The organism is Rhabdochromatium marinum, from assembly GCF_016583795.1.
Classification (GTDB): domain Bacteria; phylum Pseudomonadota; class Gammaproteobacteria; order Chromatiales; family Chromatiaceae; genus Rhabdochromatium; species Rhabdochromatium marinum.
On record NZ_NRRS01000006.1, the window covers coordinates 95099 to 110269 of the forward strand.

Annotated in this window: 14 protein-coding genes, 1 tRNA gene and 1 pseudogene; all 16 read right to left on the reverse strand. The window is 56.7% G+C overall.

Annotation, left to right across the window (positions count from 1 at the left end; all coding sequences use genetic code 11):
- Positions 1-11: 11 nt before the first annotated feature.
- On the reverse strand, positions 12-1589 hold the full coding sequence (locus tag CKO36_RS03390; RefSeq protein ID WP_200280545.1) for an NADH-quinone oxidoreductase subunit M: 1578 nt from the start codon (positions 1587-1589) through the stop codon (positions 12-14).
- Between the two features lie 25 nt (positions 1590-1614).
- Positions 1615-3609, reverse strand: a complete 1995-nt coding sequence (gene nuoL / locus CKO36_RS03395) for an NADH-quinone oxidoreductase subunit L (protein WP_200280547.1) — start codon at positions 3607-3609, stop codon at positions 1615-1617.
- A 3-nt stretch (positions 3610-3612) separates the two neighbouring features.
- Positions 3613-3918 carry an NADH-quinone oxidoreductase subunit NuoK gene (gene nuoK / locus CKO36_RS03400; protein WP_200280550.1) on the reverse strand — a complete coding sequence of 102 codons (306 nt, stop codon included), beginning with the start codon at positions 3916-3918 and terminating at the stop codon, positions 3613-3615.
- Positions 3915-4571 (reverse strand): NADH-quinone oxidoreductase subunit J, encoded by a 657-nt coding sequence (locus tag CKO36_RS03405; RefSeq protein WP_200280552.1) that lies wholly within the window; start codon positions 4569-4571, stop codon positions 3915-3917. The genes nuoK and CKO36_RS03405 overlap by 4 nt, the downstream gene beginning before the upstream one ends.
- A 95-nt stretch (positions 4572-4666) precedes the next feature.
- Positions 4667-5158 carry an NADH-quinone oxidoreductase subunit NuoI gene (nuoI, locus tag CKO36_RS03410; RefSeq protein WP_200280555.1) on the reverse strand — a complete coding sequence of 164 codons (492 nt, stop codon included), beginning with the start codon at positions 5156-5158 and terminating at the stop codon, positions 4667-4669.
- An 88-nt stretch (positions 5159-5246) separates the two neighbouring features.
- Positions 5247-6287, reverse strand: coding sequence for an NADH-quinone oxidoreductase subunit NuoH (gene nuoH, locus CKO36_RS03415; protein ID WP_200280558.1), 1041 nt, complete (start codon positions 6285-6287; stop codon positions 5247-5249).
- A gap of 4 nt (positions 6288-6291) precedes the next feature.
- Positions 6292-8676 (reverse strand): NADH-quinone oxidoreductase subunit NuoG, encoded by a 2385-nt coding sequence (gene nuoG / locus CKO36_RS03420; RefSeq protein ID WP_200280561.1) that lies wholly within the window; start codon positions 8674-8676, stop codon positions 6292-6294.
- Positions 8677-8681: 5 nt separating this feature from the next.
- Entirely contained in the window at positions 8682-9968 is a 1287-nt protein-coding gene (nuoF, locus tag CKO36_RS03425) for an NADH-quinone oxidoreductase subunit NuoF (protein ID WP_420826310.1), read from the reverse strand.
- A 26-nt stretch (positions 9969-9994) separates the two neighbouring features.
- Entirely contained in the window at positions 9995-10522 is a 528-nt protein-coding gene (locus CKO36_RS03430) for an NADH-quinone oxidoreductase subunit NuoE family protein (protein ID WP_200280563.1), read from the reverse strand.
- Entirely contained in the window at positions 10522-11781 is a 1260-nt protein-coding gene (locus CKO36_RS03435) for an NADH-quinone oxidoreductase subunit D (protein ID WP_200280565.1), read from the reverse strand. Before CKO36_RS03435 ends, CKO36_RS03430 begins: the two co-directional genes overlap by 1 nt.
- Positions 11774-12517 carry an NADH-quinone oxidoreductase subunit C gene (locus CKO36_RS03440; protein WP_200280567.1) on the reverse strand — a complete coding sequence of 248 codons (744 nt, stop codon included), beginning with the start codon at positions 12515-12517 and terminating at the stop codon, positions 11774-11776. The genes CKO36_RS03435 and CKO36_RS03440 overlap by 8 nt, the downstream gene beginning before the upstream one ends.
- A gap of 23 nt (positions 12518-12540) precedes the next feature.
- A complete protein-coding gene (locus CKO36_RS03445) occupies positions 12541-13017 on the reverse strand; it encodes a NuoB/complex I 20 kDa subunit family protein (RefSeq protein WP_009146990.1) in 477 nt (158 codons plus the stop codon).
- A gap of 72 nt (positions 13018-13089) precedes the next feature.
- Entirely contained in the window at positions 13090-13446 is a 357-nt protein-coding gene (locus CKO36_RS03450) for an NADH-quinone oxidoreductase subunit A (RefSeq protein WP_200280569.1), read from the reverse strand.
- Between the two features lie 45 nt (positions 13447-13491).
- Positions 13492-13576 (reverse strand) — tRNA-Leu (locus CKO36_RS03455).
- 237 nt (positions 13577-13813) lie between these two features.
- Positions 13814-14209: pseudogene (gene secG / locus CKO36_RS20380) on the reverse strand (preprotein translocase subunit SecG); the annotation flags it as partial.
- Between the two features lie 85 nt (positions 14210-14294).
- The gene (gene tpiA, locus CKO36_RS03465) at positions 14295-15056 is read right to left on the reverse strand and encodes a triose-phosphate isomerase (protein WP_200280573.1); all 762 of its coding nucleotides are present in this window, start codon (positions 15054-15056) and stop codon (positions 14295-14297) included.
- Positions 15057-15171 lie beyond the last annotated feature (115 nt).

The following is a 15171-nucleotide window of genomic DNA, read 5'->3' on the forward strand; positions in this document are numbered from 1 at the left end:
TAAGGAAGCCGTTACGGCTTCAGCGGCACTTCGGGCTGATTCGCCAGCGCCGGATCGTTTCCCGGCAATTTACTGATTTGAATCTGGGCCACCAGGTTTTCGATGGTGGGTTCCATGACGTCAATCAGCGGCTTGGGCCAAAGTCCGATGGCTAGCACCGCAGCAGCCAGCATGCCCAGATTGAAGGTCTCGCGGCGATTCAAATCCTTGAGTCCCGCCACCCGATCATTACCCACCTCGCCAAAGATCACCCGCTTGACCATCCAGAGGGTGAAAGCGGCGGCTAGAATCAAGGTAGTTGCCGCCAGGAAGGCATACCAGAAGTCAGCGCGGAAGGACGCCAGGATGACCATCAGCTCGCCGACAAAGCCGGAGGTGCCAGGCAGACCCGCATTGGCCATGGCGAAGAACACGACGAAGCCGCCAAACCAGGGCATGACATTGATGACACCACCATAATCGGCGATCTCACGGCTATGCAGGCGATCATAGAGCACCCCGACGCACAAAAAGAGCGCACCGGAGATAAAGCCGTGGGAAATCATCTGCACCATGCCACCCTCAATGCCCATCACCGCACCGGTGCTGACTTCGGGCTGGCGGAAAATGGAAAATACCAGGAAAAAGCCCAGGGTGACAAAGCCCATGTGCGCAATTGATGAGTAGGCGATCAGCTTCTTCATGTCCTTTTGCACCAAGGCCACAAAGCCAATGTAAACAATCGCTATCAGCGACAGCGCAATCATCAGACCATCAAGCGCAGCACTGGCATCCGGTGTGATCGGCAGACTGAAGCGCAGGAAACCATAGCCGCCGATTTTCAGCATAATGGCCGCCAGGATCACCGATCCACCGGTCGGTGCCTCAACATGGGCATCAGGCAGCCAGGTATGCACCGGAAACATCGGCACCTTCACGGCAAAGGCCAGCAAAAAGGCAATAAAAATCAGTATCTGCGCCTTCATGCCCAGCGCCAGGGCGTGATAATCGAGAATGCTGAAACTGCCGGACTGGAAGTACATGTAGATGAGCGCCACCAACATGAACACCGAGCCGAAAAAGGTGTAAAGAAAAAACTTAATGGTCGCATAGACGCGGTTGGGCCCACCCCAGATCCCGATGACAATGAACATCGGGATCAGCATGGCTTCCCAAAAAACGTAGAACAAAATGGCATCCAGCGCCGAAAACACACCGACCATGACACCTTCCATAATCAGGAAAGCCGCCATGTAGAGCGAGGGTCGATAGCTGATGACATCCCAGCCGGCCACCACCACAAAAATCGTGATGAAGGTGGTCAGGATAATCAGCGGCATCGAAATACCATCGACACCGAGGAAATAATACACATCAAAGGACGGCACCCAGGGCGCGTGCTCAACAAACTGCATGCCCGCTTGAGACGCATCGAAGCCAAACCACAGCGGCAGGCTGACCAGAAAGGTGGCCACTGCCACGCCCAACGCTAGGCGTTTAGTGAATTCCGGCCCGCTTTTCCGATCAGTTTTATCGCCGCTGACAAGCACCCCGATGCCGCCAAAAATCGGCAGCCAGATCGTCAATGTCAGCCAGGGAAAATCGATCATGCCCTTATTGCTCCCGTCGCATCACTTAAAACACCACATAGAGGGTCAATAACCCGACCAGACCGACAATCATCGCCATGGCATAGTGATACAACAAACCGGACTGCAACCAGCGCACCTGACCGGCCAGTCGCCCAACCGAGCGTGCCGATCCATTGACCACAGCGCCGTCAATCAGTACCTGATCACCGGCATTCCAAAACAACCGCCCGAGACCCAGGCCACCACCGGCAAAGACGCGCTGATTGAAGTCATCAAAGCCATATTTATCCTGCAGGATGCGCGTCAGCGGACCGCCAGCCCGTTGCAACAGCGCGTCGAGATTCGGCATCAGCTTGACTCCGAACCACCAGATCAGCGTTGCCAGCCCCAGCCCCGACATTGCCAGCAGGAAGGGCCAGCCGTGCATGCCATGTTCAATAAAGGCCATCTGCCCATGCCAGTGCTCGGCCAGTGCATGCAGACTATCGTGCTCATGTGCGACATGTATGGCATCGCCTAGCCAATTGCTCACCAGCAGCGGCTCCACGGTAAACCAGCCAATAAAAATAGAGGGAATCGCCAGCGCAATCAGCGGCCCGGTCACCACCCAGGGTGTTTCGTGCAGGTGCGAGCGGGTATGCTCATCCATGCGTGGCTTGCCGTGGAACACCAGGTAGTACATGCGGAAGCTGTAGAGCGCCGTGACTAGGGCACCCACCGTCAGCAGGATCCAGGCAAAATGAGCACCAAAGACCTGCGAATGTCCGACGGCCTCAATGATGGCGTCTTTGGAGAAAAATCCCGAGAAGCCCGGAAAGGCAATCAGCGCCAGGGAACCCACTAGGGCGGTCAGCCAGGTGATAGGCATTTTCTTCCACAGGCCACCCATATTGCGGATGTCCTGATCATGATGCATGGCAATAATCACCGAACCGGCGGCAAGAAACAGCAGCGCCTTGAAAAAAGCATGCGTCATCAAATGGAAGATACCGGCGGCATAGGCCGAGGCACCCAGAGCCGCAACCATATAACCAAGCTGCGACAAGGTTGAATAGGCCACCACCCGCTTGATGTCGTTTTGCACCAGACCAATCAGGCCCATAAAAAAGGCGGTGACGGCACCAATAATCAACACAAAGGACAGGGCCGTGGTGGACAATTCATAGAGCGGTGACATGCGCGCCACCATGAAAATACCCGCCGTGACCATGGTGGCGGCATGGATCAAGGCCGAGATTGGTGTCGGGCCTTCCATGGAATCCGGCAGCCACACATGCAGTGGCACCTGCGCCGATTTACCCATGGCACCGATGAACAGCAAAATGCAGATCAGAGTCATCAGGGACACTCCACCTAGGATTGCCACCTGAGTGTCGGCAAACTGCGGTGCCTGAGCAAAGACCTCGCTATAGTTCATGGAGTTGAAATACATCCCTACAGCAGCAATGCCGAGGATGAACCCGAAATCCCCCACCCGATTGACCAAAAAGGCCTTGAGATTGGCATAGACTGCCGATTCGCGCGTCGCCCAAAAGCCAATGAGCAAATAAGACACCAGACCCACAGCTTCCCAGCCAAAAAACAGCTGGATGAAGTTGTTCGACATCACCAGCATCAGCATGGAGAAGGTAAAGAGCGAAATATAGCTGAAGAACCGTTGATAGCTGTGCTTGCCCGCCAATGAACCCTGCGGCCAGTTGTGCTCGTCATCGGCCATGTAACCGATGGTATAGATATGCACCATGAAGGAGACAAAGGTCACGGTCGCCATCATGAGCGCTGTCAGGCGATCAACCAGAAAACCGATTTCAAAGCGGATGCCATCGGCGATCATCCAGGTATAGATGCTGTCATTAAAGACTTTCAGATCACCCCAGATGAAGCCCGCCAGAACAGCCAGCGAGAGGGCGCAGGAGATGCCAACACCGAGAATCGTCATTCGATGCGCGCCCACCCGACCCAGGCGCGCGCTGAAAAAGCCCGCACCAATAGCGCCCGCCAAGGGGGCCAGAACGATAAGCAGGTATAGGAAAGCCATGCGTCAGCCCTTCAGCAAATCGAGTTCGTCGACGTTGATGGTCTGGCGCCCGCGGAAGAGTATCACCAGGATCGCAAGCCCAATGGCCGCCTCGGCGGCCGCAACCGTCAGAATAAAGAATACAAACACCTGTCCGGCCGTATCACCAAGGAAATGCGAGAAAGCAACGAAGTTGATGTTCACCGCCAGCAGCATGAGTTCAATGCACATCAGCAAGATGATCACATTCTTGCGATTGATAAAGATCCCTGCCACAGCAATGGCAAACATCAGCCCGGCCAGCAACAGATAATCCGAGAGCGCAATCATTGGTCATCTCCGTTCTTGCCACCCGCAGCCGCTTGGGATACCGGCGCGGGAACCGGCTCAGTCGGCATCTTGACGATGCGCAGCCGATCCGGCCCTTTGCGCACCCGTACCTGGGCGGAAGGGTCGAGATACTTGGTTTCCGGCCGGCGACGCAGGGTCAAGCGAATGGCCGCAACAATAGCCACCAGCAGAATTACCGCCGCGATCTCAAACTGGTACAGATAGGTGGTATAGAGCTCACGGCCGAGCACCTCGGTATTGCTGTAATCCAGCGCCGCAGCCGCCGGTTTGGCAAAGTGCTCAAGTCCGAAATGACCGGGTCCCAGAACCAGAATCATATTGAACATCATCAGACCAACAATCAGCAGGCCCAACGGCAGATAACGAATAAATTGCGCGCGCATGGCCGCAACATCGATATCCAGCATCATCACCACAAAGAGAAATAGCACCATCACGGCACCGACATAGACCAACACCAGCACAATGCCAAGGAACTCCGCCTCGATCAGCAACCAGAGCGCGGCGGTGGCGACAAAGGTCAGCACCAGATACAGGGCCGCATGCACCGGATTGCGGCGAGTCACCACCATCCCTGCACTGAACAGGGTTATGATGGCAAACAAAAAGAAGAGAAATTTCTCAAAGCCCATGATTCGGATTTATCCAGTAGTGAACTCAGGTTCGCGCGCCTGAGTGAAACAAACTGCGAGAAAACGGTCGGACTTAATGTCAGCGCACTCGAGACTTACCGATAAGGCGCGTCAGCCGCGCGGGCCGCTGCAATGCGCTCTTCGTATCGATCACCAATGGCAAGCAGCTTGTCCTTGGTCATGATATTGTCGCCGCGATTCTCGAAATGGTATTCGTAAATATCGGTTTCGACGATGGAATCGACCGGACAGGATTCCTCACAAAAACCGCAATAGATACACTTGAACAAATCAATGTCATAGCGCGTGGTGCGTCTTGAGCCATCCTCGCGCGGCTCGGCTTCTATGGTGATCGCCAGCGCCGGGCACACCGCCTCGCACAACTTGCAGGCAATGCAACGCTCCTCGCCATTCGGATAGCGGCGCAGTGCATGCAGGCCGCGAAAGCGCGGTGAAATCGGCGCCTTCTCTTCCGGATACTGAATGGTGAACTTGCGCTTGAACAGATAGCCACCGGTCAGGCGTAAGCCTTTCAGCACCTCAAGTAGTAGCAGGCTGTTCAGGTAATCGCGCGCACGTTGCAGCATGGCGGTTCTCAAAGTCCTGTCAATCTCTTGTCAATCCGATTCAATCGGATCGATTCAATCTGAATAATCAGCGTTGCAAGGCCTGTCATCAGGCCGGCGACCACCAGGGCGGCACTTCCAGCACCACGCCGAGCGCGACCACCAGAATCCAAACAATCGTAATCGGAATGAACACCTTCCATCCGAGACGCATAATCTGGTCGTAGCGATAACGCGGCAGTGTCGCACGCAACCACAGGAAGACGAACATAAAGAAAAAGGTTTTCAGCAGCAGCCAGATGATGCCGGGCACCCAGGCAAAGAGCGGCTCCAGTACCGGCAGCCCCTGGAAGGGCGATAACCAACCGCCGAAAAACAGCAGGGTCGTCAGCATGGCGATCAGCACCATGTTGGCATACTCAGCCAGGAAAAAAACCGCGAAGCCCATGCCGGAATACTCAACATGGAAACCAGCCACGATTTCTGACTCCCCCTCAGCCACATCGAAGGGCGCACGGTTGGTCTCAGCCACGCCAGAGATGTAATACACCCCCAGCAAGGGCAGCAAGGGCAGCCAGAACCAGGTCAGAATCGTGCCGCTCTGAGCTTCGACGATGGCACTGAGATTCAGGCTGCCGGCGGCCACCAGCACACCAACCAGGGCAAAGCCCATAGCAATCTCATAGGCCACAATCTGCGCTGCCGCACGTAGCGAACCCAAGAAAGCATATTTGGAATTCGACGCCCAGCCGGCAATGATGACGCCATAGACCCCCAGTGAGGTCAAAGCCAGCACATAGAGCAATCCGGCATTGATGTCGGCCAGCACCAGCCCGGCATCAAAAGGCACCACCGCCCAAGCCGCTAGCGCTGGTGCGATGGCAATCAGGGGCGCAGCAAAAAACAGCCCCTTATTGGCCCGGGTTGGCACCACGATTTCCTTCACCATCAGCTTGAGCGCATCGGCGATGGGCTGCAACAGACCGCGCCAGCCAACCCGGTTCGGGCCGATGCGCACCTGCATATAGCCAATCACCTTACGTTCGGCATAGGTGTACCAGGCCACCGCTGCCAGCAAGGGCACCAGAATGGCCGCAATGGCCATAAGACTGCGCAATGGCAGGGGTAATAGCGACCAGAGGTCTGTCATCGGTCTATCCTCGTGCCTTGGTCAGCGCCACAGGTCCAATCTGCGCGCCCAGGGTTTCACTGCCCGGAACGGCGGCGGGAATGCGGGCACACCCCTTGGGGACCGAGTCGGTAATCACCACCGTCGCTGTGGCGGTGGCATCACCCTGGCGAATGCTGACACGCTCGCCGTGCGCAAACCCAAGTTCGCCGGCCTGCTCCGGATGCAGATGCACAGCGATGGACTCGCCAAGCGGGGTATGTTGCAAAGCTGCTGCATGACGGGTCAGCATATCGCTGGCATAAATAGGCACCTGGCCCACACGCATCAGCTGCTGGTCGATGTCCGGCACCTTGAGAGCTGGACGCAGCGCCCGGGCACTATTGTCAAAGCTACTGTTCGCGCACAGGGTTTCCAACTCGGTGCGCAACTCACGCGCGCTGTCGTAAGCAAAACCTTCCAGCTCCAGCAAATTGCCCAGCACCCGCAGCAGCTTCCAGCCCGGGCGGGCCTCACCCGGCGGCGCCACCGCGCCCTGGAATCCCTGCCAACGCCCTTCGGCATTGACAAAGGTTCCAGATGTCTCGGCAAAGGCACTGATCGGCAGCAGCAGATGAGCGTGCTGTTCCAACGCCGGGGTGCGGAAGCTACTACAGGCAACCACCAGTTGCGCATCAGACAGCGCCACTTGCGCGAGTGCCGGATCCAGCACATCAGCCGCCGGATCAATATCCCACAGCAGGTAGGCACGCCTTGGAGAAGTGAGCATCTCCCGCGCATTCAGTCCAGGCGTCTCTAACACCTCGCCGGCCGGTGCCCGATGCGGCAGCGCTCCCGCCAAGGCGGCCCCCGTGCTGTTGGCCGCACTAGGCAGATAGCCAAGCCGAACCCCGCTGCCAATCGCAATGGCCTCGGCCAGTGCCTTAATTAAGGTATAGTCCGGATCGGCCTCAGCCAAAGCACCAAGCAAAATGAGCCCGTTGCCGTCATTACGCGCGGCGCGCAGCTGTTGAGCCAAGGCATGATGCGCGTCCTCCGGTTTGGCCAGCCCGATCAGTTCCCGCACGGCATCGGAAGAACCACGCAACTCAAGCGCAGCCGCCAGCGCGGCCAATTCCACCAGCAAACACCCGGGAGGCGCTGTGAAGGACTGATGCGGATGCGTCAGCTCCACATTGAAATAATTGAATACGGATACCTGGGCACCGGCCAGTGCCGCCTTGCGGATTCGATGCGCCAGCAAAGGTTGTTCAGCCCGCAGATCGCTGCCAATCAACACCAGGGCTTTCTGTTGTTCCAACTCAGCAATGGAAACTCCGAGCCAGGGGCGTTGTGGATCGGAAGCATCACCGCGAAAATCCTGCTGCCGCAAGCGACTGTCGATATGCCCGCTGCCAAGCGCGCGTAGAAGTTTTTGCAATAAAAACTGCTCTTCCAGCGTGGCGCGTGGTGACACTAAACAGCCGATAGTGTCGCCCTCGACAGCGCGCAGCCCATCAGCAGCCAGCTTCAGCGCCGATGTCCAATCGATATCGTGCCAGACGCCATTGCGCTTGACCATCGGTTGATCAAGACGCTCAGCGGCATTCAGACCCTGATAGCTGAAGCGGTCCCGATCCGAAATCCAGGTTTCGTTCACCGCCTCATTGGGGCGCGGATGCACACGCAACACCTGATTGCGGCGCACATGCAACTGTAGATTGGCCCCCACACTGTCATGCGGAGAGATCGAGTCGCGCTCAGTCAGCTCCCAGGCGCGGGCGCTGAAGCGATAGGGTTTGGAGGTCAGGGCACCGACCGGGCAGAGATCGATAATGTTTCCTGACAGTTCATGCTGCACAGTCTGAGCCGTGAAAGTGCCGATACGCATCTCCTCGCCGCGTCCGGTGGCTCCCAGTTCGCGCACGCCAGCAATTTCAGCACCAAAGCGCACACATCTCGTACAATGAATGCAGCGCGTCATTTCAGTGGCAATCAGCGGACCCAGGTCTTCATCCTGCACCACGCGCTTGCGCTCACTGAAGCGCGAAATATCCTCGCCATAGCCCATGGATACGTCTTGCAGCTCACACTCGCCACCCTGATCGCAAATTGGGCAATCCAGCGGGTGATTGATGAGCAGGAATTCCATGGTGCCGCGCTGCGCTTCGAGTGCCTTGTGCGAGCGTGTCTGCACCTTCATGCCATCGGCGACCGGCGTGGCGCAGGCCGGCACTGGCTTGGGAAAAGGCCGACCGCCCTGCTCCGCCTCGACTAAGCACATGCGACAGTTCGCCGCAACGGATAGCTTGGGGTGATAGCAAAAACGCGGAATGGCGATGCCCTCGCGGTCGGCAACCGCGATGATCATCTCGCCGAGCGCCGCTTTACAGGAGCGACCATCGATTTCCAGTGTGATCTTGTCGGACATCGCGTCTAGGCTAGGTTCATTGATTTGCCATGCTCGATCAGGTGTTCGAACTCATGGCGATAATGTTTCAAAAAGCTTTGCACCGGCATGGCTGCGGCATCACCGAGCGCGCAGATGGTACGCCCGCCAATGCGCCCGGCAACGCTGTCGAGCAGCTCCAAGTCCTTTGCCTGCCCCTGCCCGGCCCGAATGCGCTCCAGCACCCGTGCCAGCCAGCCGGTTCCTTCCCGACAGGGCGTGCATTGTCCGCAGGACTCATGGGCGTAGAAGTGCGCCAAATTGGCTAGCACCTTGACCATGCAGGTGCCTTCGGCGATTACGATCACTGCACCTGAGCCCAACATGGAACCGGCCTTGGTGATGGAATCGTAATCCATATCCACGCTCATCATGCGCTCACCGGGAACCACCGGCACGGAAGAACCGCCGGGGATGACCGCTTTGAGAGCTCGACCGTCCTGCATGCCGCCAGCCAGTTCAAGCAAATCCTTAAAGGGCGTGCCCAAGGGAACCTCAAAATTGCCCGGCTTGGCAACATGGCCAGTCACCGAGAACAATTTGGGGCCGCCGTTATTGGGGCGTCCCTGATCGAGAAACCATTGACCGCCCTTCTCCAGAATCACCGGCACCGAGGCCAGGGATTCGGTGTTGTTAATAGTGGTCGGGCGCCCGAACAAACCCGCTTGTGCCGGGAATGGCGGCTTGTAACGGGGCTGCCCCTTCTTGCCTTCGATTGACTCCAGCAGCGCCGTCTCCTCACCGCAAATATAGGCTCCAGCCCCGAGGTGGGTGTAAAGGTCAAAGTCCACCCCCGAGTCAAAGACATTTTTGCCAATCAGGCCGGCACCATAGGCTTCTTCAAGTGCAGCTTCAAAGCGGGCGATCGGCTCGTAGAACTCGCCGCGAATGTAGTTGTAACCCGCCGTCGCCCCAATGCAGTAACCGGCAATGGCCATGCCTTCGATGAGTTGATGGGGGTTATAGCGCAGGATATCGCGATCCTTGCAAGTGCCCGGCTCACCTTCATCCGAATTGCACACAATGTATTTCTGCCCAGGCGCCTGCCGCGGCATGAAACTCCATTTGAGTCCGGTGGGAAAACCAGCCCCACCCCGACCGCGCAATGCGGACAGCTTAAGTTCCTCGATCACATCACCGGGGTCAATCCGGTTGCGCAGAATGCGTTCCCACTGCTGATAGCCACCCAGTGCGCGGTATTCTTCCAACCGGTAACGTCGCTCAGGCGGCAAATGCATCGTGCGGAAGCAGACGGTATTTTGGTTTTCAACCATATTCGCAATCCCAGCCCTAACCCGCGCTAGTCGAGGACATCAATGAGCTTGTCGAGTGCCGCCGGGGTCAAACACTCATGGTAAACCTTGTCGATCAGCACTGCTGGCGCGTCCTTGCAGGCACCGAGGCACTCGAACTCCTTGAGGGTAAAGCGACCATCCTCGCTGGTTTCCCCTGGAGCGACGCCATAGCGTTCGCGCACATGGTCGATCAATTCCTCACTGCCATTGAGCATACAGGAAATGCTGTTGCAGACGCAGACCTTGTGGCGACCGACCGGCTCAAGATCATACATCCCGTAAAAGCTTGCAACTTCATACACGGACATTGCCGGCATATCGAGATAGGCGGCAACAGCGTCCATCAGTTCACGCGTCAGCGAGCCACCATTGGCATCCTGCACCAGAGTCAGGGTCGGCATCACCGCCGATTGCTTCCATTCCGGTGGATATTTCGCAATCTCGCGATCAATCGCAGCACGAATATCATCTGTAAACAAACTGGACTTATCGGCATCACGCGCGACAGTCAGCGGAGCGGTACGAAAGCTCATCAGCGGTCGACCTCCCCAAAGACAATATCCATGGTGCCAATGATGGCCACTACATCGGCCAGCATGTGACCTCTTGACATTTCATCCAAAGCCGAGAGATGTGCAAAGCCCGGAGCCCGCACCTTGAGTCGATAGGGTTTGTTGGCGCCATCGGCAATGATGTAGCAGCCAAACTCACCTTTGGGCGCCTCAACCGCAGCATAGACCTCGCCTGCCGGCGGGCAATACCCCTCGGTGAAAAGTTTGAAGTGATGAATCAGGGCTTCCATATCATCTTTCATGCCCACCCGATTCGGTGGCGTCACTTTGTGATCACCTAGCATCACCGGGCCGGGATTGGCACGCAGCCAATCGAGGCATTGACGAATAATCCGGTTTGACTGGCGCATTTCCTCAACGCGTACCAGATAGCGGTCATAGCAATCACCATTGACCCCCACCGGAATATCGAAATCGACCTTGTCATAGGCCGCATAGGGCTGCTTCTTGCGCAAATCCCATTCCACGCCCGAGCCACGCAACATGGGACCGGTAAAGCCGATTGCCTGCGCACGCTCGCCATCGACCACCCCAATGCCGACCGTGCGTTGCTTCCAGATGCGATTATCAGTGAGCAGGGTCTCGTATTCATCGACCAGCGCCGGAAAGCGCTCGGTGAAGTCCTGAATGAAATCCAGCAACGACCCTTCGCGTGCCTGATTGCGGCGGCGGAACTCTGCTGAGCTATGCCATTTGGTTTTGTCATCGGCAAAGCGCGGCATTTGCCCCGGCAGATCGCGATACACCCCGCCGGGTCGGTAATAGGTCGCATGCAGACGCGCACCCGACACGGCTTCATAGCAGTCCATCAGGTCTTCGCGCTCGCGAAAACAGTAGAGGAACACGCTCATGGCGCCGACATCCAGCGCATGCGCCCCCAGCCACATCAGATGATTCAGAATCCGGGTGATTTCATCAAACAGGGTACGGATGTATTGCGCCCGCTCAGGCGCCTCAATGCCAAGCAATTTTTCGATGGCGCGCACATAGCCATGCTCATTGCACATCATGGACACGTAATCGAGACGATCCATGTAGCCAATGCTTTGATTGAAGGGCTTGGTTTCGGCCAGCTTTTCGGTACCGCGATGCAAGAGACCGATGTGCGGATCGGCGCGTTCAATGACCTCACCGGACATCTCCAGCACCAAGCGCAGCACCCCATGAGCGGCCGGGTGCTGGGGGCCGAAATTCAGCGTGTAGTTGCGAATCTCAGGCATCCGCCCCTCCATTGCTCAGGGCATCACCGAGGTAGCGGCTGTCATCACGGATGACGCGCGGCACCAGTACCCGTGGATCAATTTCAACCGGTTCGTAAACGACTCGCTGTTGTTCGGGATCATAGCGCATCGCCACCTGACCACTCAGGGGGAAATCCTTGCGAAACGGATGGCCAACAAAGCCGTAATCAGTCAGAATGCGGCGCAAATCGGGATGCCCGCTGAACAGGATGCCAAACAGATCAAAAGCCTCGCGTTCAAACCAGTCTGCCACCGGCCACAGCGGCACGACAGAATCGACCATAGGGGGCGAACCTGGGGCATCAACGGGTGCATACACGCGCAATCGCAGCCGGCGATTGTGCTTAAGCGACAGCAGGTGATAGACCACCGCAAAACGTTGGGGAGAGTCGAGTTGCAGATCCGGTTCGCGATCAACACCGCGCCCGAAACCACTGGAGGCGGCCAGCTCCGTCTCCCATTCCGACTGACCCAAGGCGGCATAATCCACCCCGCACAAATCGATGAGCTGTGAGAACTGGAACTCAGGACGATCACGCAAGTCGCCACACACAGAAAGGAGTTCGGAGGCCTGAACAACCAGGGTGATTTCGCCATGTGCACTGTGCAATTCAAGTGCGCGTGCGGCAAAAACTTCGGCCAGGGACACAGCCAGCGCATCCAGGCGCGCATCACCGGTCGTCGCGGAAGGTGCGGTTACAACAGGTTGATTCACAGCAAGCTCAGAGTTTTGCAGACTTAGCGAGCGATCGTATTGGTACGACGGATTTTGTTCTGTAACTGCAGCACGCCATACAGCAGTGCTTCCGCCGTCGGAGGACATCCGGGAACATAGATATCAACCGGCACGATACGGTCACAGCCACGCACCACTGAATAGGAGTAGTGGTAATAACCACCGCCATTGGCGCAGGAACCCATGGAGATCACCCAGCGCGGCTCGGCCATTTGATCATAGACTTTACGCAGCGCAGGAGCCATTTTGTTTACGAGGGTCCCAGCCACAATCATGACATCGGACTGACGTGGACTGGGGCGAAAAATGATCCCGAAGCGATCCAAGTCGTAACGGGCGGCACCGGCATGCATCATTTCAACCGCACAACAGGCCAAGCCAAAGGTCATCGGCCATAATGAGCCGGTGCGAGCCCAGTTGATTAGCTGATCAGCTGTCGTGGTGACAAAGCCTTCTTCCAGCAAGCCTTCAATGCTCATACCGCACTCCTGTCATTTCACAGGCCCGATAACTCTCGTCACTCAGGCCGACAAGCCGTCGATGTGTCTGCTTCACTCCCATTCGAGCGCTCCTTTTTTCCACTCGTAGATGAAGCCGACCACCAGAATCCCCAGAAACAAACTCATGGCGAGGAATCCAGCCATGCCCAATTCATCCAGAACAACGGCCCAAGGAAACAGAAAGGCGATTTCCAGATCAAAGACGATAAACAGGATGGCTACCAGATAATAGCGCACATCAAATTTTATTCGTGCGGACTCGAAGGCATCAAAGCCGCATTCGTAAGGGGAGTCTTTTTCGGCGTCTGGCTTGCGAGGCCCAAGCAGAGCACCCAACACTAAGGGGCCGACGCCAATGAGCAGCGCCACCACAACAAAGATCAGAATGTGCAGATAGCCCTCAAGCATGCGAGTCTTTCCCCTCGATGATCCACTGGGATCGTTTACAACATTTGGTGCCGACGGCCGGACTCGAACCGGCACGGCTTGCGCCACTGCCCCCTCAAGACAGCGTGTCTACCAATTCCACCACGTCGGCGAATACTTTCGTTATCTCACACCACCACTATCATGCTTCATGATCATGCTGCATGCAGTATCTGCTGCTTGCTTGGGCTTATTGCTCTGTATCATCAGCTGCCGCATCACCATCGACGGCCGGGACTGCCACTGGTGGCATATCGGAGCTTGGCTCATCGAGCTTTGCGCCTTCTGAGTTGCCAGACTCTAAACCGGAAGCCTCTGAACTGGCCGCCTCAGCAGGCATTTCGACGCTGGGCAAATCACTCGGCTGATTGACCGGCGGCCCATCTTCCGGCACCGAACCGTTCACAACCGGCAAATCAGTATTCTGATCAGAGCCTAAATCAGTCGGCGGTTCAGGCATCGAGCGCTGAATCTCTGTCTGCGGCAGGTTGTCCATTAAGCCCGCTGGCTCTTCAACTTTGGTCGCATAGTAGGCGAGCGCAATACTGGTCAGAAAAAAAGCGGTTGCCAGAATCGCAGTCGAACGCGACAAAAAATTACCTGAACCCTGCGCACCAAAGACGGTCGCCGAAGCTCCGCTACCGAAGGCAGCGCCAGCATCGGCGCCTTTGCCGTGCTGTATCAGGATCAGTCCGATCAGCCCGATCGCGAGTAACAGATGTAAGATGGTTAAAATCGTTTGCATGAAACACTCGCGACATCAAGCGGTCACTGCTTGGTTTGCGATTCCTGATTAACTCTATAATACGCTTTATGCTAGTGTAACACGCTTAGGCATTGGCCTCAGCCGCAGCACAGATGGCCAGAAAATCACTAGCCTTCAACGCTGCCCCACCGATCAGCCCGCCGTCGATGTCGGCCTGACCGATTAATTCCATCGCATTGACGGGCTTCATGCTGCCACCATAGAGAATGCGCACGGCATCGGCTTGAGGTTGGCTTTTGGCACGAATACGCTGGCGCAAAAAGGCATGAACCTCTTGAGCCTGTTCAGGTGTGGCGGTCACACCGGTACCAATAGCCCAAACCGGCTCGTAAGCAATCACACCACGCCCAATCGCCTCGGCACCCAGTCCTTCGAGAACAGCGTCGAGATGGCGGGCTACTACTTCTTCAGTGCGGCCATGTTCGCGCTCTTCGAGCGACTCCCCTACACAGAGGATCGGGGTTAAATCACTGGCGAGTGCCTGCTCATACTTTTTAGCAACAATGGCATCCGTCTCAGCATTAAACATACGCCGCTCGGAGTGACCAATAATGGCATAAGTACAACCAAAATCTTTCAGCATGACAGCGGAGACTTGGCCAGTGAACGCACCATTGGTCTCGCGTGAGACATCCTGCGAACCCCAGCGAATACCGGTTCCGGCTAGCAGCTCTTCCATCTTATAGAGATACGGAAAAGGCGGGCAGACGGCAATTTCTGCCTTATGGATATTCGCGGCTCCAGCCTTGATACTGTTCAACAGATCGGCAGCATCGGCTTTGCTGCCGTTCATTTTCCAATTTCCCGCAACCAGTGGTTGGCGCATGTCAAACCCTCGGTGAAAGAGCCGTGCATATTAGCGATAATGCGCGCGATGCGCAACACCAGTGCGCAATCTCTTCGCATGCTGCGCACGACAGGCGCGACTGAACTTGGCCGTC